Raw genomic sequence first — 24,117 nt, 5'->3', positions numbered from 1 at the left:
AATAGTGCCCCCTTTCCTTTAAACTTGAGGATAGCTTGTTTGAGAGGGGGATGATTATGAATCACGACCAGATGAACCACATGAACCATTCGATGACGACAGGTTCCGGCTTTGATACCTTTGTACAGCTTTGGGGACCTGAGATCATGCTGATCGCCGTTTTGCTCGCAGCGCTTTATTTAGCGGTTGTTGGTCCTTACCGTAATCGATTCGCAGATTCCGCTCCTGTTCCGCGTCATAAAAAACTCGCCTTTATGGCGGGCTTGTTCATGTTTTACCTGGCTCTCGGCAGCCCGGTTGCATACTATGGACACCATTTTCTCTTCAGCGTCCACATGGCACAGCAGTGCCTCCTGTTCATTTTTATGGTGCCTCTGATGATCATGGGCACACCTGCGTGGTTGGTTCAACCGCTCTTCAATCGGAAAATTCTCGGGGCGGTCCTGACAAAGCTGACCAATCCGTTTCTCGGTATAATGTTTTTCAACATGCTGTTCTCGTTTTACCACATTCCGCAAATCTTCGATGCCTTTCACGCGATGCCGGCGTGGAATATCGCGTTTCACGTACTCTTGACCTTGCTGGCCTTCCAAATGTGGTGGCCGATCCTCACGCCGATTCCGAGCCAGCAGCGCTTGTCTGAGCTGCGCAAAATGGCGTATATTTTTATCAACGGGCTTTTGCTGACGCCAGCGTGCGCACTGATCACATTTGCGGGAACACCTTTGTTCGAAACCTACATGAATGCCCCTCAGCTGTTCGAGTACCACAGCGTGCTTGAAGACCAGGTGCTCGGTGGCGTATTGATGAAGCTGATGCAAGAAGCGAGCTATGGCTCGATTCTGGCTTACACGTTCTTCCGTTGGTATCGCAAGGAACGCGAAAAAGATGCGCCGCTTGACGTGCTGCCGAACCAACAAATGGCCATACTGCCTCGACCTGTCGGGGATGGCAACGGCGGCACAGCATAGGACCGACTATTTGTAAACTGAAAGGGTTTTTTTGATGGTTACAATCTTGCCTACAATCAGTACATCTTTCATCGTCCTGAGTGCGATCTGTGTTGCGATTGGCTGGTATTATGTCAAAAAGAGGAATCTGGATGCCCATCGAAAATGGATGGTCGTCGGAGGAATTTGCGCCTCGATCTTCTTCCTTACCTACGTATCCCGCACGGCTTTTGTCGGTAATACGTTGTTCGGCGGGCCAGCCGAAATCAAAATGATTTATCAGATCTTCCTGGTGTTCCACATCATTTTGGCAACGGTGGCGGCTGTCATGGGGATTATCACCTTCCTGCACGCCTACAAAAACCGGATTGCCAAGCACAAAAAGATCGGACCTTGGACAGCGTCGATCTGGTTTGCCACCGCGATTACGGGAGTTACGGTTTACACGCTTCTGTACGTGATTTATCCGGGCGGCACAACGTCCAGCGTCATCAAAGTCATACTGGGCTTCTGACAAGAAAAACCGCCGGTGCTTACGAAAGCAGGCGGTTTTTTTGCATGTGGAGCGCAGAGACGATGAAAGACTTCAGAGAAGCTTGATTCCGCTGATCAGGATCAGCAGGGTAATGCACCAGCGCAAAAGGAAGGTAGGCACCTTCGTCGAAAGAATGCTGCCGAGAAAAACGCCGGGAATCGAACCGCTGAGCAGCTGAACCATCAAGGAATAATCCACGTTGCCGAAGCTTGCGTGCGCGAGACCGGCGGCAGTGACGAGCAGTAGGGCGTGGGCGATGTCGGTTCCGACGATTTCCTTTCCGCTCATCGGGAAAAGATACATGAGAGCGAGTGCAAACAGAGAGCCGCTGCCGATGGAGGTCAACCCGACGATGAAGCCGAGGATGGCCCCGATGGCGATGGGCAGGCCGCGTTTTTCGGCGAACGGTTTTTCCGGCCGGTCACTTGGCTTGCCGCTGCGACGGGAGTGAATGGCTTTGATAATCATGCAGACGGGGATCAAGATCAGGGCGAATCCGAGCACCTTTTTGATCAGGAAATCACTGCTGCCGTAAAGGTGACGGATCCATTGGCTGGTTAATACGGCGATGATCGCGCTGGGGACGCTTCCGATCGCAAAGAGCCGGACCACCTTCCAGTTGACGGTTTGCTGCCGCCAATGCTGAAAGGTGCCGAAAATCTTCGTGATCGAGTTATAGGCGAGATCGGTGCCGACGGCGATCGTGGGTGAAATGCCCAGTAGGATCAAAAGCGGTGTGAGGATTGCCGCACCGCCAACGCCAGTCAAGCCGACCATGAAACCAACGAACAGACCGATCGCGGTTAAGTGAAAATCCATGCGGGCATCCGTCCTTTTAAAACGGTCGATGAAATTATGGTTAAAAGGGGAAGGGCTATAACACACTATGGTTAGCCACCCATTTCTGTGCAGGAGACAGAAAAAATAGGCAGAGGGAAGTTTGCTAATTTGTCACCAGTACGTGTGTTTTTGCGCTGCTGTATTTGATAAAGTAGCTTTGTCGGGTAGTAGCGAGAGTGCGCTTTTGCCCTGTTGTTGACTGTGTTTGACAAATTTCGTTACAATGACGTTATGTCGATTTTTGGTCGTTTTTGAGCCGGGTTCTTAAATAGATAGAGCGTCAGAAGGAGGTATTTTGGGAATGGATCAACCCGCCGTTTACGAAGAACGCATGCAGTCCGAGCCATCACTCGCAAGCGAGCATGTGGATACGCCAAATCAGAAAGCGACTTGGCGAGATTATTGGCAATTGTGCAAACCAGGCATCATTACATCGAACTTGATGACAGCTTTCATCGGCTTGTGGCTTGCAGCAGCAGGGACGCTGCAATTGGCTTTGACAATCAATACGCTGTTGGGGACTGCGCTGGTCATCGCGTCAGGCGCAGCTTTGAACAACTACTGGGACCGCGATATCGATACGAAGATGAAACGGACGAAAAACCGGGCGGTCGCAACCGGCAAAATTACGCCGCGTACGGCACTGCTGTTCGGTCTGTCGCTTCTGGTGATCGGCCTTTTGATTTTGACTGTGCTGGTGAATCCGCTGGCAGCCGTGTGGAGCCTGATCGGCCACGTGTTCTACGTGCTGATTTACACGCCGATGAAGCGCGTGTCTTCGCTCAATACCGTCGTGGGCGCGATTTCCGGCGCAACCCCGCCCGTCATCGGCTGGGTGGCGGTAACCGGCCGTGTGGATATGGGGGCATGGCTGCTGTTCCTGATCATCTTCATCTGGCAAATGCCGCACTTCCTGTCGCTTGCCATGATGAAAGTCGAGGAGTACGGAAATGCAGGCTTGCCGATGCTGCCGAATGTCAAAGGGTTCGAGGAAACCAAGCGTCAAATGTTCCTCTGGACCGGGGCGCTGGTTCCAGCATCGCTCTTGCTGTTTTTCCATGGCAACGTAGGCTACATTTACTTGATTACCGCGCTGGTGCTTGGCGTCGTTTACCTGGTTGAGCTGTTCAAAGGCTTCCATACGAAAGACGACATGGCATGGGCGAGAAAATTGTTTGGTTATTCCTTGATCTACCTGACGGCGATGTGTGCCGCGATGTTCATAAGCGCGATCCAGTTCTAGGGTGATCATCAGGATAAAATGAGGTGTCGAAATGGATCGGTGGCTGAAATGGCTCGCCATTTTCGCAACTATCATCATGATGCTTGTCATGATTGCCGGATCGTTGGTGACCAAAACCAACTCCGGACTCGGTTGCGGGAATGACTGGCCGCTATGCAACGGGAAATGGGTACCTGAATATACGCTGCAATCCATGATTGAATACATGCATCGGTTCGTGACCGGCTTGGCGGGGATGGTTGTCGTGCTGTTCACGGTCTGGGCATGGCGTCGCTATAAAGGAAACAAAGAGGTTCGCGCGACTGCCATCATCGGCCTGTTCTTCATCGTGCTGGAGTCGTTAGTCGGAGCGTCGGCTGTCATATGGCCGCAAAGCTCGCCTGTACTGGCGCTGCATTTCGGATTTTCCTTGCTTGCGTATTCAGGAGTATTTTTGTTAACGCTGTTCGTACTGAGCAAAGAGCGATCGCAGGTTGTTGTCCAGACAAAGCTTGCTGCGGGTCATCGCAATTTGATCTGGTTTACGACGATTTTTGCTTACGGGGTTGTGTATCTCGGCGCGTACGTCCGCCATACCGGCTCCAACCTGGGATGTCCGGACTGGCCGCTGTGCCATGGCCGGTTGATCCCCGAGCTTTCCGGCCAAGTGGGCATTCAGTTCGCACACAGGCTCGCGGCTGCCACGCTGCTATTCTTGCTGCTGGCAGTGATGGTGATCGCCATCCGTCATTACAAAGAGACGCGCCGCGATATTTACGTGGCAAGCATTTTGTCGTTCGTCTTGGTGGTCGTGCAGGTGTTCAGCGGCGGCTACGTGATTTTGTCCAAGCTGAGCTTGTTTGCTACCCTTTTCCACTCGTTTGTCATCACGTGCCTGTTCGGCGTGATGTGCTATCTCTGCCTGCAGTCGCTGAAAGGACCGCAGGAGACGAGCAGCAAATAAAAGATCGGCGTTGAACCGCTCCCGTTGTGCGCAAGGGGTGCGGTTTTTCTTTTTTTTGCCTGCCACTCCCAACAAGAGATGTTTTCCTTATACGCAGCAGTCTATCTTTTGATAGAATAAACATATGCAAACACATGATCGATTGAGGTGAGAGGAATGAGAGTGCTTCATACCGCAGACTGGCATTTTGGCCGGTTGCTGGAGGGACGTGACCGGAGATTGGAACAGGAGGCATTTGTAGCCGAGCTGTGCGCGATCGCTGACGAGAGGAACGTGGATGTTGTGCTGATTGCAGGCGATGTGTACGACTCGGTGAATCCGCCGGCATGGGCGGAGGAATTGTTTTACGAGGCATTGGAGCGGCTCTCCAAAAACGGGAAACGCGGTGTCGTGGTCATTGCGGGCAATCATGACCAGCCGGAACGGGTGCGCGCTGCGGCGCCGCTTGCACACAAGCAAGGGATCGTGCTGCTTGGCTTGCCAAAGGAAGCGCCGTTTTGTACGGAGCCGGACACGCCAGCCGAGCAGGTGCGCATTTTGCAGGGAGGGCCATCCTGGTTTGAGCTGGCGGTGCCGGGGGTGGCACATTCGGCGGTCATCATCGCCTTGCCTTATCCTTCCGAGGCGCGGCTGCGGGAACTGATCAGCGAGAGCTTTAGTCCGGAGCAGATGCAGCTCGCCTTTTCCGAGCGAATTCGCGACTTGCTGGCGGATCTGTCCGGCCACTTCCGCGCAGATACGGTGAATCTCATCATGAGCCACATGTTTGTCATGGGCGGAAATGAGAGCGATTCGGAACGGCCGATTCAAATCGGCGGCACGCATTCGGTTTCGCTGTCGGCATTTCCTGAACAGGCCGATTATGTGGCATTGGGGCATCTTCATCGACTGCAAAAGCTGTCGGACAAGCCGCTGGTCCGCTATAGCGGCTCGCCGCTCGGCTACAGCTTTTCCGAAGCCGGGCAAAGCAAGGCCGTCGTCATGCTTGATCTCGTGCCGGGAGAAGCGCCGGTAGAGGAAATCATTTATTTGCAAAGCAGCAAGCCGCTTGCCCGCTGGAAGGCGACCGAAGGCATCGGGCAGGTGGAGCAATGGCTAGCCGAGGGGCGTGACGCGGAGGCGTGGATTGAGCTGGAGCTGCATGTCAGCGATACGATCGATCCGGCCGAATTTCAGCGGTTGAAAAAGCTGAGCGACCAATTCCTCAAAATCCAGCGTGTGGCAGTAAAGCCGGAAGTGAGCAGCGAGGAAGCGGAAGAAACGCGGCAGGAGCGCGCGCAGATGAGCCCTGAGCAGCTGTTTCGGCGCTTTTATGAGCGGAAAAAAGGGATGCAGCCGGATGAAAAGCTCATTCAGCTGTTTTCCCGCTTGATGGTGAATGAACAAGCGGATGAGGGAGGCGGATTGGCATGAAGCCGATACAATTGCAGATCGCCGGTTTGCACAGCTACCGCGACCAGGTGGAGATCGATTTCGAAACATTGTGCGCAGCAGGATTGTTCGGCATCTTCGGTCCGACCGGAAGCGGCAAATCCACGATTCTGGATGCGATCACGCTTGCGCTGTACGGGCAGGTTGTCCGCGCAGGCGGAACTTCCCATCCCCAAGAGTCGCTGAATCAGCATGAGCAGCGGCTGTTTGTCTCGTTCACATTCGAATTGGGGCTTGATCGCGAACGGAAGCGCTATACGATCGAGCGAGAATTCGGACTCGACAAAAAGGGGAAGAAACGGCAGCCGGAGGTACGGCTGATCGAGCGCGCCACCGATGATGGAGCGGATATCGTGCTGGAGTCGAAAGCGACGACGGCGACACAAGCGGTTGAACAATTGCTCGGCTTGACGCTGAACGATTTTACCCGCGCGGTTGTGCTGCCGCAAGGGCAATTCTCCAAATTTTTGACGCTGAAAGGCAGCGAGCGCAATGAAATGCTGCAGCGCATCTTCCAGCTGCACGAATATGGAGAAAAGCTGGGGGAGCGGATTCGGCGGACAGTCGAACAAAATAAAGAAGCGGTGAACCGGATCGAGAAAGAGCTGGCGGCTTTAGGCGACGCGGGCCCTGACGCTTTGGCGGGGGCAGAGGCGGAGCTGGCCGCAGCGATGGAGCAGGCGCAGCGCTTTACCGCGCAGCGCGCTGATTTGGAGAAACAAAAAGCGGAGCAGGAGCAGCTGCGCGCCTGGCAAAGGGAGCTTGGTCAGATCGAGCAGGAGCTTTTGCAGCTGGATAGCCGCAAGCAGGAGATGGACTCGCTGCAAGAGCGCAGCCTGTTGATCGAAGCGGCGCTGCACGTGTGGCCGCAGCTGGAAAAAGTGGAGCGGCTTTTAGCGGAGCATGTGGCGCTTGGAACCCGTCTCGATTCGCTGCGCGCGGAAAAGGCGCAGGCAGAGCAAGCGCATGAAGAAAGCGAGCGGCGCTTTTTGCAGAGCCAGGCGGAGCGAAAAGGAGAAGAGCCGCTTTTGCTGGAGCAAAAAGGCAAGCTGGCGCAGGCGCTGGAATGGGAGCAGGAGCTTGTCGCGCTGAAGGCGGAGCTTGTGCAGACACAGCAAAAATGGCAGCAGCTTGCGGCGCGGCAAGGCGATGTGCACGCTCGTCTTGGACGGCAGCAGGAGCAGCTGGCAGAATGGTTCAAGCAACGGGAGGGCATGGAGGCAGAGCTGCGCGAGACTACCGTGGCCGTCGAAGAGCGCAAATCCATCCTCGCGCTGCGCGAGCTGAAGCAGGCGTGGGAGCGAGAGCTTGCCCGCACCCGGCAGCTGGAAGCGGAAGCTGCGCGCGCGCACGATGAGCTGGACAAGCAGACGGAAGCTGCCAAGGAGCAGGAAGTGCGCTGGAAGCAGGCTACCGCAAAGCGGGAGGAGCTGGCAGAACGCATCGCTGCTGTTGAAGCGCAGCCTGTCATGGGGGAAGAGGAACTCGCTTCCATGCGTGACGTATTGCAGCAGATGCGCAACATCGGGAAAGAATGGCGCGAGCTTGGCAAAGAACAGGAAGAGTGGGCGAAAAAGCGGGCGGAATGGGAAGCCCAGCGCAAGCGCGTGCAGGCCGCACTGGAAAAAGCAGAGGCCGATCATGCGCAAAAGTCGGCCATCGCCGTCAAGCTGCAGGACGAAAAAGCGCGGCTGGAAGAGGAACTGCAGAAATGGCGCCAGCACAACATGGCGAGAGTGCTGCGCGAGCATCTGCACGATGGGCAGGAATGCCCGGTTTGCGGCTCGGTGGAACATCCGCGTGCCAAAGCGGGAGCGGTGGAGACGGAGCATGCCATCGAGCAGGAAGGACAGGCGATGCTGCAGCGGCTGAAGGCTGCTGATACGGCTCTGAAAGCGGCTGAGCAGGAAGCGCGGGAGGCTGAGCAGCGTCTGCAACAGGAAAAGGTGGCCGCCGCGGTTACAGGCGAACGCGAGGCTGCATTGACCGAAGAGCAGCGTTCCCATGAGGCGCGTCTGGCAAGAATCAGGCAGGAGTGCCGCGATTGCGGCGAGAGGTGGACTGTCGCAAGTGTCGACGATCTCCTGGAAGTATACCAAGAGCAGGACAAGCTGCTGCGTACGAAAACGGAGGAGCGGGTGCGGCGCAAGCAAGAGCTGGATCGGCTGATGGCGGAGCAGAAGGAGCAGCACGACCAGGAGCTTGCCCAACAGCGGCTGTATGAGCGGCTGCAGGTTAGGCTGGAGCAGGCCCGCGAAAACGTCAAGGCGGCAAAAGCGCGGTGGGAGGAAGCAGACCAGCTCACCAAAGCGGCAGCGCAAGCTTTGCATGTCAGCCGCAAGGACATGCCGATCGAGGCGATCGAGCCAGTATATGCACAGATTGAGGAGCGTGACCGGCGGCAGGCGCAGCTCGTTGCCTTGCGCAGCGAATTGGAGCCGCGAATCCAGCAAGCCCAAGCGAACCTGCAAAGCTTGCAGGCGGAGCAAGCCGAGCTGGAAAAGGAAGCAGCGGTGGCGAAAGAGCGGATTGGCAAAGAGGAGCAGCTGTGGAATGAAAAGCATCAGCGCTGGCACGAGCGGACCGGCGGGGCAAAGGCGGCAGACTGCCTGGCACAGGTGGAGAGCAAGCTGACCTCGTTGCAGCAGGCTGCGGAAGAGGCGGAGCAGGCTTTTGCCCGTGCGCGCGAGGAGCGCCAGCGTGTGCAGGAAGCGCTGGTGCAGGTCGAATCGTCCGTTCAGGCGCAGGAGCGGCAGCTCGAGATGGAAAAAGCCGCGCTTGCCGACATGCTCCAAGCCACGAAGCTGCAAGATAACGCAAGCGTCATGGCGTACTGCCAGGAGCGCGACCAGCTCCCCGCTTATCGGGAAGCGATCCGCTCCTATCAAACACGTATCGACCAGCTTCACTATGATGCGGCGCGCTTGCAAGACAAGCTGGGCGACCGCGTCGCGACGGAGGAAGAGTACCAGCTTCTTTGCGAGGCGTGGGAAGCGCTGGAGAGCCAGCTGCTGTCCTCGCGCGATCGGGTGGCGGTCTCCCGCCAGACGCTGACCCGGATTCAAAGCTCCCATGAGCGCTGGCTTGCGCTGCACGCCGACTGGCAGGAACGGATCGATGAACTCTCCCGACTGGAAGAGCTGAGAAAGCTGTTTGAAGGGAAAGCGTTCGTCCAGTTCATCGCGGAAGAGAAGCTCGCGTCGATCGCGCGCGACGCTTCCTACCATTTGATGCAGATGACCAAAAATCGTTATGCGCTGGAGCTGGGCGATGGCGGCGAATTCGTGCTGCGCGATGAAGCAGCGGGCGGAATCAGGCGCGCGGTCAGCACGCTGTCCGGCGGTGAGACGTTTCTCACCTCGCTCGCCTTGGCACTGGCCCTTTCCGTCGAAATCCAGATGCGGGGCGCAAAGCTGGAATTTTTCTTCCTGGATGAAGGCTTCGGGACGCTCGATCCCGAGCTGCTGGAAGTGGTTTTGCATGCATTGGAGCGATTGCGCATGAACGATTTGACGATCGGGATCATCAGCCACGTGCCGGAGCTGCGCGTGCGGATGCCGCGCAGATTGATCGTGACGCCGCCGGAACCGCTTGGAGCGGGCAGTCAGATTCATGTGGAAATGGAATAAACGGGAAGGAGGAGAAACGGTGTCGGTTCGATTGATTGTAGGAAGAGCGGGTACGGGAAAAACGACCCGCATGATTGAAGAGCTGCACGAACGGCTCATGCGAGAGCCAGCTGGCGATCCGCTGCTGTATATCGTGCCGGAGCAGGCGACGTTTCAGGCGCAGTATCGGCTTGCCACCTTGCCCGAATTGGGGGGGACGATCCGCGCGCAGGCGATCAGCTTTGAGCGGCTGAGTCACAATCTGATGGCGGAGCTGGGCGGACATGCGCTTACTCCGGTGAATGAAATCGGGAAGCAGATGGTGCTGCGGCTGCTTTTGGAGCGCCATAGCAAGGAGCTGCAGGCGTTCCATCGGGCTGCGCTGCAGCACGGCTTCGCCGCCCAGCTCGCACGGATGATCAGCGAGTGCAAAACGTACGGCATCCATGCGGACATGCTGAAGGAGCGGGATTGGGGAACAGGGACGCTGGCAGGAAAGCTGCACGACCTTTGTTTGCTGATGAACGCCTATGATGGCTACTTGCTGGAAAACGGGTATGATGCGGACGAGCTGGTGGCCCGGATGACAGAAAATATCGGACAGTCCGACTGGATTGCGCGCGCAGAAATTTGGATCGACGGGTTCAGCGGATTTACCCCGCCGGAGTTCGCCGTGATTAAACAGCTCATGCTGCATGCGCGGCGCGTGACGATCGCCCTCACGCTTGATCCGCGGCATAATACGCCCGCCGCTGCGGCAGATGAGCTGCAGCTGTTCTACCCGACGCTGCAGACATACCAGCGCTTGCAGACGCTGGCAGAAGAAGCCCGCGTCGAGGTCGAAGAGCAGGTGGAGCTGGACGATCCGAAGCGGTTTGCCGCAAGTCCGCTGCTTGCCCATATCGAGCAGCATTACTTTTCCTGGGAGACGCCGACGGCGAGGCCGGGGGCCCGACGGGAGGGGGAACTGTCGCTCTATACGGCGGCCAACCGACGCGCAGAGGTGCAGGCGGTCGCGCTGCAAATCCTTGCGCTGGCCCGCAAGGAGAACTACCGCTATAGCGATATGGCTGTTCTTTTGCGCAACATGGACGACTATGCGGATGAGCTGGAAGGGACGTTTGCCGACTATCAGATTCCGTACTTTCTGGACCAAAAGCGCACGGTCATGCATCACCCGCTGATCGAGCTGATTCGCTCGGCACTTGAGGTGGTGACGGGGCGCTGGCGGTATGAGGCGGTTTTTCGCTGTCTCAAGACCGACTTGGTCGCAGAACTGGCGCAGCCTGTCGGGCAAAGCCGCTCGCAGATTGACCAGCTGGAGAACTACGTGCTTGCGTACGGCATCCAGGTTGGCGATTGGAAAAAGGAAGAGGCTTGGAATTATCATGGAGCCTCGATGAAAGGCTTCGAGAAAATTGATTCGTGGCGGCGCCGCTATGGAGAACCGCTGCTCTCGCTGGAACGAGGCCTGAAGCAGGCTGGTCATGATGGCAGACAGCTGGCTGCAGCGCTGTACAGCTGGCTTGTGGAGCTGCAGGTGCCGCAAAAGCTGGAAGCGTGGCAGGAGCAGGCGCAGGAGGAGGGCGATTTGGAGGCAGCGCGGGTGCACGGCCAGGTGTGGGACGGCGTCATGGAGCTGCTCGACCAAATCGTCGAGGTGATGGGCGAGCAGCAGATGAGCCTCGATACGTTCGCCAAGGTGATCGACAGCGGGATGGAAGGGATCTCGCTTGGGATCGTGCCGCCAGCGATCAATCAGGTGAGCATCGGTTCGATGGAGCGCTCGCGTCAGCCTGATGTCAAAGCGCTGTTTATCCTCGGTGTCAATGAAGGGATGCTCCCGATGCGCCCCAAGGAAGACGGCCTTTTGGACGAAGCGGAGCGCGACAGGCTCGCGGCAGCCGGCATCGAGCTGGCGCCAAGCGCCAGGCAGCGCCTGCTCATGGAGCAGTTTTTATTGTATCAGGCATTGACCCGCCCGTCGGAACGGCTATGGCTCAGCTGCGCGCTGGCTGATGAGGAAGGGAAGGCGCTCTTGCCTTCCAATGTTTTTGATCGCCTGAAAGAGCTGCTTCCGGATGAAAAGGTTCGCTTCTTTTACAACGAACCGATCAACGTCGCGGAGGAGGACGCGTTTTTGTTGGGGCGTCCGCGCCAGGTGTTCGGCCATTTGCTGACAGTGATCCGGCAGATGAAAAAAGGAACGCCGCTCGCGCCGTTTTGGCTGGAAGTGTATGACTGGTTTTTGACGCATTCGGACGATGTCGAGCGCGAACGGCGCCTGCTGTCCGGCTTTGCCTACACCAATCAGGCGAAGCCGCTGGCGAAGCGGCGCAGCAGGCAGTTGTACGGAGAGCAGCTGCGCATGAGCGTATCGCGGCTGGAACGGTTCCAATCCTGCGCATTCAGCCATTTCGCTTCGCATGGTTTGCGGCTGAAGGAGCGGCTGAGCTATCGGCTGGAACGGTTCGATGTCGGGGAGCTGTTCCACGCGTCGCTCAAGCTGGCCGTCGATAAGCTGAACGGCTCCGAGCAGGAATGGTCGGGCATGACGGAGCCGGACAGCTTGCAGCTTGCAAGCGAGGTCGTCGAGGAGCTGATTCCGCAGACGCGTGGGAGCATCCTCAACCGGACGGCGCGCTACCGCTATATGGCAGGCAAGCTGAAGCGTGCGGTGGGGCGCGCGATCTACGTGCTGGGTGAACATGCGAGACGAAGCCGGTTCGTGCCGATCGGTCTGGAGATCGATTTCGGCCCAGATGGAGAATTGCCGGGGATGACGCTTGAAATCGCGCCGGGGATCACCGTCCAGCTGGTGGGGCGAATCGACCGTGTGGACCAGTCGATCGACGGCGAGCGCACCTATTTGCGGGTGATCGACTACAAATCAAGCCCCAAGCAGCTGCAGCTGTCCGATGTTTGGAACGGGCTGAATTTGCAGTTGCTGGTCTATCTCGATGTGGTCGTTTCCAATGCCCCGCAATGGCTGGGCAAACCGGCAGAGGTCGGCGGCGTGTTCTACTATCAGGTGGCAGACCCATTCGTTACGGAAAAAAGGGCGCTCTCGGAAGCGGAGGTCGCCAAAAAACGCGCAGCCAAGCTGAAGATGAAAGGTTTGATGCTGGCGGATACGGATCTGGCCCGCTTGATGGACGAGCAGGTGGAGACCGGCAAATCGGACTTGTTCCAAATCGCGATCAACAAGGACGGGTCTTTTTCGCAGCGTTCATCGTCGGTCGCGACCAAGGAGCAGTTCGACATGCTGCAATCGTACGTGCGCGGGCAGATCAAGCAGCTGTCCGCCCGGATGATCGACGGCGACATCGCCATCGCACCGTATGCCATTGGCCAGACGGTCGCCTGCATGACCTGCGATTACAAGGCGGTGTGCCAGTTTGACGCGAGGATGGCGGGCAATGAGCAAAAGCAGTTGACCAAATGGAAAAATCCAGAGGTGTTCGCCAAGCTGGAGCAGCTGCTGGCAAATGAACAGAGGGGGGAGCAGCATGGTTCAGATCGCTGAGACGAGCAAGATCGCCAAGCCGGACAAATGGACACAGGAGCAGTGGCAGGCGATCATTCAGACCGGGAACAATCTGCTGGTCGCGGCCGCTGCCGGTTCAGGGAAAACCTCGGTTCTGGTCGAGCGGATCATCCGCAAGATGACGGACCTGCCGGAACCGGTCGGCGTCGATCAATTGCTGGTGGTGACCTTTACCAATGCCGCGGCAGCGGAGATGCGCCATCGGATCGGCGACGCGCTGCGCACGGCATTGGTCGCTCATCCGCATTCATCCTTTTTGCGCAGGCAGCTGGCTTATTTGCAGCGGGCGTCGATCACCACGATCCACAAATTTTGCCTCGGGCTGTTGCGTCAGCACTATTATGCGGTTGACCTTGACCCGGATTTTCGCATCGGGGATGAAATGGAGACGCAATTGCTGCGGCAGGATGTGCTGGAAGCCAAGCTGGAGGAATGGTATGAAGCGGACGAAGCGTTTTGCCGGCTGGCTGACACGGTTGTTGACGGGCAGGACGATGATCGGCTGATTTCGCTGATCTTTGGGCTGTACAACTTTTCGCAAAGCCATCCCCGCCCGCAGCAATGGCTGGATGAGGCGGCTTCGATGTTCCGGTGCGCAGGGACGCAGAGCATCGATGAATTGCCGTGGACACAGAGCGTCGTTCAAGAAATCGTGTCCGAGCTGGAAGCGTTGGCCGAAACGGCAGGACAGGCGATTTTGCTCGCGTCCTCCCCGGAAGGGCCGAACGCCTACGCAGGCTTGCTGGAACAGGAAAAAGAAGCGCTGCAGCGCGCCGCTAAGGCTGGAGAAGAAGGCTGGGAGCGGCTGGAACAGATGGTTCGCGCCATTTCCTTTCAGAAGCTCCCTACCGTAAAGGATTCCGATCCGGAGCTGAAAAAGCAGGTGCAAAAGCTGCGCAACAAAGTGAAAGAGGGAGTCAAGGACATTCTGGACGAGCATTTTGGCGCGCAGCCGCATGAGCTTCTGGAAGACTTGCTGAAAACGGCTCCGCATATGGAAACGCTGGCTCGCATCGTCGGTGAATTCGCGGCAGCGTACCAGGCCGCCAAACGGATGCGCACGATCGTCGACTTCAACGATCTTGAGCATATGGCGCTGGCCGTGCTAAGCGAAACGGATGAATCGGGGCAGATTGTGCCGTCCGCTGTGGCGAAAGGCTTGCGCGAGCAGTTTGCCGAGGTGCTGGTCGACGAGTATCAGGACATCAACCTGGTGCAGGAAACCATCCTGCGGCTCGTGTCGCGGGAAGCTGCTGTCGACGGGGTGTCCAACCGGTTCATGGTTGGCGATGTCAAGCAGAGTATCTACCGATTCCGCTTGGCGGAGCCCGGTTTGTTCATGCAAAAATATAAGACCTACCCTCACCCGGATCTGGCGACAGACGCAAGCGATGGCGTTCGTATCGATTTGGCCGCCAATTTCCGCAGCCGCAAAGAAGTCGTTGACGCGATCAACTTTTTGTTCCGCCAAATCATGTCGCCTGGCGTAGGCGAGCTGGATTATGACCGGTCAGCCGAGCTGATTTTTCAAGCCAGCTATCCGGAGATCGAGCCGGAGCGGCTTGCGGTCGAAATGCATCTGATCGATCGGACGGGTCCGGAAACGGAAGACATCGCAGAGGACGCAGGCGCAGCGGTCGCCGCCTCGGGAGCAGAGCCGGATGACAGCGGAACGACTGGCGAGCCCGCCGAGGAAAACCCGACGGAGGAAGCTGGTGTCGCAGAGCTGGAAGCCCGCCTGATCGCCAAGCGCATTCGCCAATGGATGGAGCCGGGGGAGGGCGAGAAGCCGCTTCTGGTTTACGACCGAAAAGAGAACGGCATGCGCCCGCTCGCGTATCGCGACATCGTGATCCTGCTCCGCGCCACGTCCAGCTGGGCGCAGCCAATGACCGAAGAGCTGCGGGCAGCGGGCATTCCGGTGTACGTGGAGCAGAGCGACGGCTATTTTGAAGCGACGGAAGTTGAGTTGATGATCTCCTTGCTCAAGCTCGTCGACAATCCGCTGCAGGACATTCCGCTGGCGGCGGTCCTGCGCTCCGCATTGGTCGGCTGCAGCGAGGAGGAGCTGGCGGAAATCCGCATTCAAGAGCCTGCAGGCACGTTTTATTTAGCGGTTCAGGCATTTGTCGAAAGCGATGGCCAGACAGAGCTGCACAAGCGCGTGCGCTCGTTTTTCCGCCAGCTGGCTGCGTGGCGCACGGTCGCCCGCCAAGGCTCGCTCACCGGGCTGCTGTCGCTCATTTATCGCGAGACCGGTTATCTGGAGTATTTGGCGACGCTGGAAAACGGCGAGCAGCGGCAGGCCAACCTGCGCCTGCTCTACGATCGGGCGCGGCAGTACGAGGCGACGTCCTATCGCGGGCTGTTCCGTTTCCTGCGGTTCGTCGAACGGCTTCGGGAAGCAGGCAGCGACCTCGGCGAGGCGCGGACGATCAGCGAGGCGGAGAATGTCGTGCGGATCATGACGATCCACAAGAGCAAAGGGCTGGAGTTCCCTGTCGTCTTTGTAGCTGGCATGGGCAAGCAGTTCAATCAGATGGACATGATGAAGCCGTTTTTGCTGCACAAGGAGCTGGGCTTCGGCCCGCAGGTCGTCGATTTGCAGTTGCGCCTGCGCTATCCGAGCCTCGCGCAAAAAGGGATCAAACACCGCTTGAAGCGAGAGATGCTCGCGGAGGAAATGCGCGTCTTGTACGTCGCGCTGACCCGCGCGCGCGAAAAGCTGGTGCTGGTCGGCTCCTCGAAAAAGCTGGCGGATCGGATCGGCGGCTGGTGCGATGCGGCTGGTCATAAAGAGCGGCTCGGCGATGGCGCACTGTTGAAGGCCAAAGGGTATCTCGACTGGGTCGGCAGCGCGCTCGTCCGCCATCCACACGCGCAGCCGCTGCGCAATTACTTGCCAGAAGGCAGCTTTGCCGCGGCCCCGGGCATCATCCGTGATCAATCCCGCTGGACGTTTCATTTCCATCAGGCAAACGAGCTGGTGCGCAAGGTGGAAGAGGATGAAAAGCTTGCCGTGCTGTGGGAGCGGCTGGTAAGGCGCGAGCCGATCGCCGATCTGGCAGCGAACAGAGACCCACAGTGGCGGCAGCGTATCGACGCTGAGCTTTCGTGGCGAGACCCGCATGCGGAAGCGTCGGCGACGAAGGTCAACTGGAGTGTCAGCGAACTGAAAAAAGCGGCGCAAATGGAGAACCAGCCGTTTGCAATGCCCAAGATCACCCGGAAGCCCCGGTTTTTATCGCAGGAGAAATCGCACCGCTTTACCGGAGCGGAGCAGGGCACCATTTTGCATACGGTGCTGCAGCAGGTGGATCTTGCGAAAGCCTTGGACAGCGAAGAACTCGCGCGGCAAATCCAGGAGATGGTCAGCAGGCAATTTTTGACGGCAGAAGAAGCGCGACAGGTCGATGTCGAGCGAATCTTGGCCTTCTTCCACACGCCGATCGGCATGAGGCTGAGGAAGGCGAAAGCGATCCACCGCGAGCTGCCTTTCACCATGGCGCTCCAGGCAAGCGAAGTGTCACCGGATTTTGCGCCGGACGCGTACAATCAGGTGCTCGTGCACGGGATCATCGACTGCCTGTTTGAGGAGGAAGATGGCACGCTGGTGCTGCTTGACTTCAAATCGGATGCGTTCCGCGATGATTCGCCCGAGCAAGCTTCCGCGCAAATCGTCAACCGCTATCGCGAGCAGATTCGCCGCTACGAGCAGGCCGTTGCGCAAATTTGGAAAAAACCTGTGGATGAGAGTTGGCTGTATTTGTTTTCAGGCGGCATAGGCGTGCGGATCGATACGGAGGATCGCGGGTAATCTATTTTGTTCCTTTCAAGGTATTGAACCAATGCTGCCGCCACGTCTGCTTATGGATCGCGATGGTATACGTTTGATGCTGCAGTTGCAATTGATAGGTGTAATAGTCGGCTGCCGGTTGGATTTCGGCCGGCAGCGGCAAGCCGTCGACAGCTTCAACTGAAAGGAATTCATCTTTCCATTGCAGACTCGCGAAGCTCCTCAGGTGCGCGAGCCCATTTTCTTTTGTCATCGGAAGCAGCGGAGTTCCGTCCAAAGGAAAGAACCTGGACTGATCGCATCCGGTGAGACTGTCAGCGACCTCATCAAACCGGGCGCACGTCATGGTCGTGACGGAAGGAGAGCCGAATTTGTCATCGGTCGTATCGATCGTCACTTGATAGGTATGCTGCTCGGACTGATAGACGATGGTATGATGGATGGGGTCCCCCTCGGTCGTATACTTGTCAAACGTCCAGCGCACAGAGGTGCCTTTTTTCGCTTCCGCAAAAAATTGCCGCTTCAGCTCGCCGTTCTCTACACGGGTATGGATGTAGGCCGTCTTGCCAATGTCGAGGACGTCCGGTGCCGGAGCTTTTACGTCAGCAAAAGGAAAGAGGATGGCAAGAGGCGTCAGCCACCTTTGTGACATCGCGTAGGTCAAAAGCAGAATAAGCCCCAAACCGATAATAAAACCAGCCAAAAACCGCCGTTTCATCACAATCGCTCCCTCAATCGTTTTCTCTTTGACGAGAGAATAGGGGGAGCTGTTTCAACCAAATTTTTTTTGCCAAGCACGAAAAAAAGAGAAGTGCTATACTGGGGAGAAAATGCTTTGATGGAGGCTACTACAGATGTACCGTTTGTCTGATCGGGAATGGCACAATTATCGTGAAAAAAACAAGGACCGCGCAAGAATGCTGATCGAGTGTCCGGACCGGGCGGGGATCGTCGCAGAAGTTTCCCGTTTCCTGTTTGAGCATGGCGCCAACATCGCGCAGTCTGACCAATATACGACAGACCCTGAAAATGGGCGATTTTTTATGCGCGTCGAGTTCGACGTCGTTGATCTGGAAAAACGCTATGAAGAGCTGCAGCGCAATTTCGCGCAAATCGGCGAATCGTTTCAAATGAACTGGTCCATCGTGGAGGCGAAGCGCCGCAAGCGGATGGCGATTTTCGTGTCGAAGGAAGACCATGCATTGCTTGAGCTGTTGTGGCAATGGAATTCCGGCGTGCTCCATGCCGATATTCCGATGGTCATCAGCAACCACCCGGATTTGAAGGAGACGGTCGAGTCGTTCGGCATTCCGTTCTATCACATTCCGGTGACCAAGGAGACAAAACAGGAAGCCGAGCAAGCGCAGATCGAGCTGGTCGAAGGAAAAGCCGACCTGATCGTGCTGGCGCGCTACATGCAGATCCTGTCGCCATACTTCCTGAAAGATTACCAGCACAAAATCATCAACATCCACCATTCGTTCCTGCCAGCTTTCGTCGGAGCGAAGCCGTATGAGCGCGCGTATGAGCGCGGCGTGAAGCTGATCGGTGCGACCGCGCACTATGTTACGGAAGAGCTGGATGCGGGTCCGATTATCGAGCAAGACGTCCATCGTGTGAACCACCAGTTTGACGTGAGCGATTTGAAGCAGATCGGCCGTCAGGTGGAGCGCACCGTATTGGCGCGTGCAGTCGGCTGGCATCTCGAAGACCGCGTGCTGGTGTATCAAAACAAAACGGTTGTATTTCCATAGAACAGACGGATAGGGAAGCTACCCTGGCGTAGCGGGATCGAAAGCAACATAAGAAGGTCACTTTCTGGAGGAATTTTCATCCGGGAGGTGGCTTTTTTATTGAATCAAAACGAAGACTCGCCGTATCAGGCGAGTTTTTTTCCGTGTGCCTCTGCTATACTGTTCGTAACATTCACTCCATTCGGAAAGGAGGTATCGACTGTGATTTTTCTGCAAGTCATCCTGCCGGTCTTGCTGATCTTTCTTTCGGGATACATTCTTCAGCGTATCTTCAAGCTGGATCTCAAGCCGATATCGACACTGGCGATTTACGTTTTGTCGACTGCCCTGGTGTTTCGCACCTTTTACAAGACAGTCCTGGATCTTCAGCTATTTTACATCGTCATCATTTCCATGCTGCTGTTGGGCGCATTGATTCTTCTCACCCTGCTGACGGCAAAGCTGCTCAAATACGACAAGCAGCAAGAGAGCGCCATGATGCTTTCGACCGCGTTTATGAACAGCGGAAACTACGGGACCCCGATCATCCTGTTTGCGTTTGGGCAAAGTGGGTTCACGTACGCTGTACAAATCATGGTCTTTCACTCCATTATCATGGGCGTGTTCGGTGTGTATTTTGCTTCGCGAGGCAAAGGGGGAGTAGGGACCGCGATTAAAGCGGTGTTCAAGCAGCCCTCCAACTATGCGGTAATTGTCGCGATCCTGTTTCAACAATTGCACATCGTCATCCCCCAGAGCTATGACCAGGCGATCGACCTGGTGGCACAAGCGGCGATTCCGGTCATCATGCTGATTCTCGGCATGCAGCTCGCCAATGTGTCGTCCGCGAACTTCGAATGGCAGGAACTCAGCGTCGCAAGCGTCATCCGCCTCATCGCCTCTCCGCTCCTGGCCTATGCAATCTGTCTGTTCTTTCCGATCGACCCGCTGCTGCGAAATGTGCTGGTCATTCTTGCGGCCATGCCGTCCGCCGCTACGACAGCGATCTACGCGATCCAGTTCAACATGCGGCCACAGTTCGTATCCAGCAGCGTGCTGGTGACAACCGTGATCAGCGTAGGAACGCTGACGTTATTGCTGAGCGTGTTGCAATGAAGGAGAGGAGAAGCCAGCAGCCCAGGGACTCGGGGAAAAAGGGCAGAGCACAGCCTTGACAACGCCAACAGAGGCGGAGCAGCAAAACGGAACGGCTTTCGCGCGTCAGATCATCCCTGAGATACACCCGCCGCGCAGCGTGTGGCATTGGCGCGCGGTTCCGTTTTGCTGCGGAGCCGGTCTTGCACGCTTCCCTGCAGGCGATGTCACGAGCGAAGCGGCGCCCTTTTTCCCCGAGTCCCCGTGTAACCACAACAGCCAACCTAAACCCGCCGAATCCGCTCCGTAATCACCCTGATCGCCTCACCCGCCTCCGAACCCTTAAGCAGCAAATGCCCAGACTCAGGAAAATAGCTGACATCAACCTCATCGCTTCCGATCGATTGCCGTAACAGACCGGCGCTGATCGCCTGAACCGTGTCATCCCGTTCTCCCTGCAAAAGCAGACACGGGCAGGTGACGGCGGGCATGATCGATTTGGTTTCGCCCAAAAGCTGGCGGAATTGCAGCATGCTGCGCAGCGGGATGCGCACCATTCCCTGCACATAGCGAGCCGCCTCCGTGCCGAAATCGTCGCGCAGATTGCGCAGCGCCTGCCTTACATCCCAGTAATGGTAGGGAGTATTCATGGTGACGAGCAGCTTGACCGGATACTGGGCCGCCACTTGAATCGCCAGCAAGCCGCCCATGGAAAAGCCGATCACGACGATCTCCGAGGCACGCATGGAGAGGCGCTTGTAGGCCTCGATCGCCGAGTTTACCCATTCGTGACGCGTGCTCTGCCGCAAATGGCGACGCGTCCGCCCATGCCCATCCAATGTCGGGCATTCCACGGCATAGCCTAGCTCGCTCAAATGGCGGGCGAGGGGCATGACCTCATGAATATCGCCAGCAAAACCGTGAAGCACCAGACAGCCGATTGATCGCATCGTATGGATGCCTCCTTTTGCGAGAAATTGTGAAAAAGCCCGATAACCCAAGTATATCTTTTGGCAGGTCTCGATTCTATTTTGCGTATAAAAAAACCAGCCTCTCGCAAAGAAAGGCTGGATTCGTTCGACCAGTAACACAGTTACAACTGAATCGTCTTCACATTCTCCGAAATGATCAACGGCGGTTCCGTGCACGCCTGAATGTCTTCCGGCGTAAACCCTTCCGCCACCTCAACCAAGACCAGCCCTTCCGCCGTTACATCCATCACCGCGCGATCCGTGATGATCCGGTTGATCACACCTTTACCTGTCAGCGGCAGGGCGCATTCGTTCAGCACTTTGGTTTCGCCGTGCTTGTTCACATGCTCCATGATCACGACGATCTTTTTCGCGCCATGGACCAAATCCATCGCACCGCCCATGCCTTTCACCATTTTGCCCGGAATCATCCAGTTGGCCAAATCGCCGTTGGCGGATACTTCCATCGCGCCCAGGATGGCGAGGTCGATATGACCGCCGCGAATCATTCCAAACGACTCGGCGCTGGAGAAGTAGGCCGCGCCCGGAATGGCGGTGACCGTCTCTTTGCCAGCGTTGATCAAATCTGGATCGATCTCGTCTTCAGTCGGGTAGGGACCGATGCCCAAAAGCCCGTTCTCGGATTGCAGAACGACGGTTTTGCCCTCGGGAATATAGTTGGCGACCAGTGTCGGCATGCCGATTCCCAGGTTCACGTAAAAACCATCCTCGATTTCTTGTGCTGCGCGCATTGCGATCTGTTCACGTGTGAGTGTCATGAATATCCTCCTTTCAACGGGTATGCTGCTTATTTGCTGACGGTCCGGCGTTCGATTCGTTTCTCGAAAGACGGAGCCTGTATGATGCGTTGCACATAGACGCTTGGCGTATGGATCGCATCGGGATCGAGTTCGCCGTTCTCGACGATTTCCTCGACCTCAACGATGGTGATTTTGCCAGCAGCGGCCATCATCGGGTTGAAGTTGCGCGCGGTTTTGCGGTAGACCAGGTTGCCCATCTTGTCGGCCTTCCACGCCTTGATCAGGGCGAAATCGCCTGTGATCGCGGTTTCCAGCAAATATTCCTTGCCGCCAAACACGCGTGTTTCGCGCCCTTCCGCAATCGGCGTACCTACGCCAGCTGGCGTATAGAAAGCCGGAATGCCCGCGCCGCCCGCACGAATGCGTTCTGCCAGCGTACCTTGCGGCGTCAGTTCCACTTCCAGCTCACCGGAGAGGAATTGGCGCTCGAATTCTTTGTTTTCCCCGACATAGGAGGAAACCATCTTCTTGATTTGCTTTTCCCGCAGCAAGAGCCCGAGACCCCAGTCATCCACACCGCAGTTGTTGGAGACAACGGTCAATTGACGGACGCCTTTATCGCGCAAGGCAATGATCAAATTTTCTGGTATGCCGACAAGTCCAAAACCACCGACCAGCAATGTCGCATCATCGTGGATGTCTGCGACGATCTCGGTGTAGGAGGTATAAATTTTCGCCATGGCGTTCACTCCCGCATCAAAAAGTTAAGATCAGATTACTACTCATTATATAAAGCAGGGTAACAAACATGTTGCAGCCAGGCCTTCTTGCAGCCAATCGGTACAGGCTCGCGTTTGTAACCGGTTTGTAACCTTGCTGTTAACGGATTGTAACGCTTTTATCCGCCCCGGGCGGTACGATGTACATGTAAGCGAAGACGCACGCGAAAACAACGAAACAACGATACAGCAATACAGCAACAATTCACGGAGGGGTATCTATGAAAAAAATGATGGCAATGACGACGGCTGCAGTGATGTGCGGCGGATTTCTGGCGACAGCATGGGGAGCGGCAAACGTTCCGGTCAACGCGATGACAACCGAGGCGGCAGCACAGACGTTTGCGCCTGGACAGGCGTTTGCAGCAAAAGAGCTGCCGTTTGCACAGAGCATGACCGTGCTTGATGCGACGCAGATCGATGTGACGGGCGACGGCGAGGCAGACGATGTGCTGTTGCTTGGTCATAAAGAAAAGGCAGACGATCTGTACAGCACAGACGTGACCGTGGTGGTAAAGGACGGGAAGGCGAAAACGTATGCGAAGCTTTCTGTCGGCAAGGTTGACGGCGGCTATGAGCCAAAAATGACCAGCATGGATTTCAATGAGGACGGCGCAAGCGATCTCTTTGTTCAGCTGGCCAACGGCGGAAGCGGCGGCACCAGTACATACAGCCTGCTGACGTTTGCAGGAGGCAAAGGAAAAGAGCTGGTTCCCCAGGAAAAATTGAGTGAAGGCATTACGCTGGAAGCCAAATTCATCGACGGCTTCAAAGTGCAAGTGACCAACAAGCTGACAGGCAAAACAAGCACAATCGACATCAGCGCGGGAAAAGAAGCGTACCTCGATGCCGGCATCTATGACAAAGCAGGCAAGCTCCTCATTCCGGTGAAGGGGGCTTATGACGGATACAGCGCGCTCACTCCACAAATCCAGCCGGATGGGACGATTGCACTGGCTGGCGTGCAGCAAATTTGGGGAGCGGCGCATGCCGATACGATCGGGATTGCCAAGACGGTATGGGCGCTGGAAAATGGCCAGCTGACGCTGAAAGAAGCGGTGATCAGCCCGCTCGATCGCGATAACCTGCCATCGGCACGCGTGGAGGCGAACAAACCGTTTACGGAAAAAGACGCGAAGCCAAACACCATGATTGTCGATGCCAAATATGCCGATGTGACAGGGGACGGAGTGAAAGATGATATTTTGCTGGTGGGCACCAAGGAAGCGGACAGCCCGTACGTGACCGATTTGCGCGTCGTCGTGAAAGACGGCAAAACCGGCAAAGAAGCGCAGACAAGCGTAGGAGAAGAAAATGGCGGTTACGAGCCAGCCTTGTTTATCGGACAGTTCAACAAAACGCCTGGCAAAGAGGTGCTGGTGGAAACGGCGACAGGCGGCAGCGGCGGCGTGTATACGTACAGCTTGCTCTCCTTTGCAGATAACAAGCCAGCCGAGGTCGTCAAACAATCGCTCCTGAACCAGGGACTCTCGTATGACATCCAATTTGCCGACCAGTTCAAGGTGAATCTGACCAGCACAGCAGATAAAGACATGCAGACGATTGATGTGAAGGGCGCCAAAGACGCTTACATCGAAATGGGCATCTACGCCAGGGACGGGGTGCTGAAAGAAAAAACAACCGGCATGATCGACGGTTTCGGCCAGCTTGCCCCGATTGATTCAGACGAGGACGGCGTGCTGGAACTGCGCGGTTTGCAGCGTATTTCCGGCGCCTACCATGCGGACGGATTGGCGACTGCGGTTTCTGTTTGGAAAGTGGACGGCGACAAGCTCATGCTGCAAACAAAAGAGATTGTGCCGTTGAAACGATAATCAACGTCCGAGGGAGTCTCTTCCTTTGCGCCTTCTTTTTGTTGGGGTAC

At 56.6% G+C, this 24,117-nt stretch carries 16 protein-coding genes; 11 read left to right on the top strand and 5 right to left on the bottom strand.

Going from position 1 to position 24,117, the window contains the following annotated elements; translation table 11 throughout:
• Positions 1-56: 56 nt before the first annotated feature.
• Together ACTID9_RS24920 and ACTID9_RS24915 are read left to right on the top strand one after the other, a co-directional pair.
• On the top strand, positions 57-971 hold the full coding sequence (locus ACTID9_RS24920) for a cytochrome c oxidase assembly protein (RefSeq protein WP_441067769.1): 915 nt from the start codon (positions 57-59) through the stop codon (positions 969-971).
• A gap of 34 nt (positions 972-1,005) precedes the next feature.
• Entirely contained in the window at positions 1,006-1,464 is a 459-nt protein-coding gene (locus tag ACTID9_RS24915; RefSeq protein ID WP_441067767.1) for a DUF420 domain-containing protein, read from the top strand.
• Positions 1,465-1,536: 72 nt separating this feature from the next.
• Here the strand turns inward: ACTID9_RS24915 and ACTID9_RS24910 are convergent, their stop codons facing one another.
• On the bottom strand, positions 1,537-2,304 hold the full coding sequence (locus ACTID9_RS24910) for a sulfite exporter TauE/SafE family protein (RefSeq protein ID WP_441067765.1): 768 nt from the start codon (positions 2,302-2,304) through the stop codon (positions 1,537-1,539).
• A gap of 322 nt (positions 2,305-2,626) precedes the next feature.
• Here ACTID9_RS24910 and cyoE point away from each other — a divergent pair, with 322 nt between their 5' ends.
• From cyoE to addA, 6 genes are all read left to right on the top strand, one after another.
• Positions 2,627-3,568, top strand: coding sequence for a heme o synthase (gene cyoE / locus ACTID9_RS24905; protein WP_441067763.1), 942 nt, complete (start codon positions 2,627-2,629; stop codon positions 3,566-3,568).
• Positions 3,569-3,599: 31 nt separating this feature from the next.
• Positions 3,600-4,511, top strand: a complete 912-nt coding sequence (locus tag ACTID9_RS24900; protein WP_441067761.1) for a COX15/CtaA family protein — start codon at positions 3,600-3,602, stop codon at positions 4,509-4,511.
• A 156-nt stretch (positions 4,512-4,667) separates the two neighbouring features.
• Positions 4,668-5,924, top strand: a complete 1,257-nt coding sequence (locus ACTID9_RS24895; RefSeq protein ID WP_441067759.1) for an exonuclease SbcCD subunit D — start codon at positions 4,668-4,670, stop codon at positions 5,922-5,924.
• Positions 5,921-9,571, top strand: coding sequence for an AAA family ATPase (locus ACTID9_RS24890; RefSeq protein ID WP_441067757.1), 3,651 nt, complete (start codon positions 5,921-5,923; stop codon positions 9,569-9,571). The genes ACTID9_RS24895 and ACTID9_RS24890 overlap by 4 nt, the downstream gene beginning before the upstream one ends.
• Before the next feature lie 19 nt (positions 9,572-9,590).
• Positions 9,591-13,076 (top strand): helicase-exonuclease AddAB subunit AddB, encoded by a 3,486-nt coding sequence (addB, locus tag ACTID9_RS24885; protein ID WP_441067755.1) that lies wholly within the window; start codon positions 9,591-9,593, stop codon positions 13,074-13,076.
• Positions 13,060-16,914 carry a helicase-exonuclease AddAB subunit AddA gene (gene addA / locus ACTID9_RS24880; protein ID WP_441067753.1) on the top strand — a complete coding sequence of 1,285 codons (3,855 nt, stop codon included), beginning with the start codon at positions 13,060-13,062 and terminating at the stop codon, positions 16,912-16,914. The genes addB and addA overlap by 17 nt, the downstream gene beginning before the upstream one ends.
• Before the next feature lies 1 nt (position 16,915).
• Here addA and ACTID9_RS24875 read toward each other — a convergent pair whose 3' ends face one another.
• Complete coding sequence (locus tag ACTID9_RS24875; RefSeq protein WP_441067751.1) at positions 16,916-17,611, bottom strand: DUF4362 domain-containing protein; 696 nt, start codon at positions 17,609-17,611, stop codon at positions 16,916-16,918.
• Positions 17,612-17,747: 136 nt separating this feature from the next.
• On the opposite strand from ACTID9_RS24875, the gene purU reads away from it, so the two are divergent.
• On the top strand, positions 17,748-18,647 hold the full coding sequence (gene purU, locus ACTID9_RS24870) for a formyltetrahydrofolate deformylase (RefSeq protein WP_441067749.1): 900 nt from the start codon (positions 17,748-17,750) through the stop codon (positions 18,645-18,647).
• 201 nt (positions 18,648-18,848) lie between these two features.
• On the top strand, positions 18,849-19,742 hold the full coding sequence (locus ACTID9_RS24865; RefSeq protein WP_441067747.1) for an AEC family transporter: 894 nt from the start codon (positions 18,849-18,851) through the stop codon (positions 19,740-19,742).
• 263 nt (positions 19,743-20,005) lie between these two features.
• Here ACTID9_RS24865 and ACTID9_RS24860 read toward each other — a convergent pair whose 3' ends face one another.
• The 3 genes from ACTID9_RS24860 to ACTID9_RS24850 all read right to left on the bottom strand — a co-directional run bounded on the left by ACTID9_RS24860 (position 20,006) and on the right by ACTID9_RS24850 (position 22,193).
• On the bottom strand, positions 20,006-20,671 hold the full coding sequence (locus ACTID9_RS24860) for an alpha/beta hydrolase (protein WP_441067745.1): 666 nt from the start codon (positions 20,669-20,671) through the stop codon (positions 20,006-20,008).
• A 143-nt stretch (positions 20,672-20,814) separates the two neighbouring features.
• Positions 20,815-21,471 (bottom strand): CoA transferase subunit B, encoded by a 657-nt coding sequence (locus ACTID9_RS24855; RefSeq protein ID WP_441067743.1) that lies wholly within the window; start codon positions 21,469-21,471, stop codon positions 20,815-20,817.
• A 29-nt stretch (positions 21,472-21,500) separates the two neighbouring features.
• Positions 21,501-22,193: a CoA transferase subunit A gene (locus tag ACTID9_RS24850; RefSeq protein ID WP_441067741.1), complete on the bottom strand. Its 693-nt coding sequence runs from the start codon at positions 22,191-22,193 to the stop codon at positions 21,501-21,503.
• A 260-nt stretch (positions 22,194-22,453) separates the two neighbouring features.
• Here ACTID9_RS24850 and ACTID9_RS24845 point away from each other — a divergent pair, with 260 nt between their 5' ends.
• Positions 22,454-24,067 carry a hypothetical protein gene (locus ACTID9_RS24845; RefSeq protein WP_441067739.1) on the top strand — a complete coding sequence of 538 codons (1,614 nt, stop codon included), beginning with the start codon at positions 22,454-22,456 and terminating at the stop codon, positions 24,065-24,067.
• Positions 24,068-24,117 lie beyond the last annotated feature (50 nt).

The sequence above is a fragment of the Brevibacillus fluminis genome (genome assembly GCF_052072235.1).
Classification (GTDB): domain Bacteria; phylum Bacillota; class Bacilli; order Brevibacillales; family Brevibacillaceae; genus Brevibacillus_D; species Brevibacillus_D fluminis_A.
The sequence above is the reverse complement of the archived record's forward strand: the minus strand, read 5'-3'. Positions and strand labels throughout refer to the sequence as shown.

Bases quoted from the DNA above. Each gene is read 5' to 3' on its own strand.
- ACTID9_RS24920 (WP_441067769.1), top strand. From the start codon at position 57: ATGAATCACGACCAGATGAACCACATGAACCATTCGATGACGACAGGT.
- ACTID9_RS24915 (WP_441067767.1), top strand. From the start codon at position 1,006: ATGGTTACAATCTTGCCTACAATCAGTACATCTTTCATCGTCCTGAGT.
- ACTID9_RS24910 (WP_441067765.1), bottom strand. From the start codon at position 2,304: ATGGATTTTCACTTAACCGCGATCGGTCTGTTCGTTGGTTTCATGGTC.
- cyoE (WP_441067763.1), top strand. From the start codon at position 2,627: ATGGATCAACCCGCCGTTTACGAAGAACGCATGCAGTCCGAGCCATCA.
- ACTID9_RS24900 (WP_441067761.1), top strand. From the start codon at position 3,600: ATGGATCGGTGGCTGAAATGGCTCGCCATTTTCGCAACTATCATCATG.
- ACTID9_RS24895 (WP_441067759.1), top strand. From the start codon at position 4,668: ATGAGAGTGCTTCATACCGCAGACTGGCATTTTGGCCGGTTGCTGGAG.
- ACTID9_RS24890 (WP_441067757.1), top strand. From the start codon at position 5,921: ATGAAGCCGATACAATTGCAGATCGCCGGTTTGCACAGCTACCGCGAC.
- addA (WP_441067753.1), top strand. From the start codon at position 13,060: ATGGTTCAGATCGCTGAGACGAGCAAGATCGCCAAGCCGGACAAATGG.
- ACTID9_RS24875 (WP_441067751.1), bottom strand. From the start codon at position 17,611: ATGAAACGGCGGTTTTTGGCTGGTTTTATTATCGGTTTGGGGCTTATT.
- purU (WP_441067749.1), top strand. From the start codon at position 17,748: ATGTACCGTTTGTCTGATCGGGAATGGCACAATTATCGTGAAAAAAAC.
- ACTID9_RS24860 (WP_441067745.1), bottom strand. From the start codon at position 20,671: ATGCGATCAATCGGCTGTCTGGTGCTTCACGGTTTTGCTGGCGATATT.
- ACTID9_RS24855 (WP_441067743.1), bottom strand. From the start codon at position 21,471: ATGACACTCACACGTGAACAGATCGCAATGCGCGCAGCACAAGAAATC.
- ACTID9_RS24850 (WP_441067741.1), bottom strand. From the start codon at position 22,193: ATGGCGAAAATTTATACCTCCTACACCGAGATCGTCGCAGACATCCAC.
- ACTID9_RS24845 (WP_441067739.1), top strand. From the start codon at position 22,454: ATGAAAAAAATGATGGCAATGACGACGGCTGCAGTGATGTGCGGCGGA.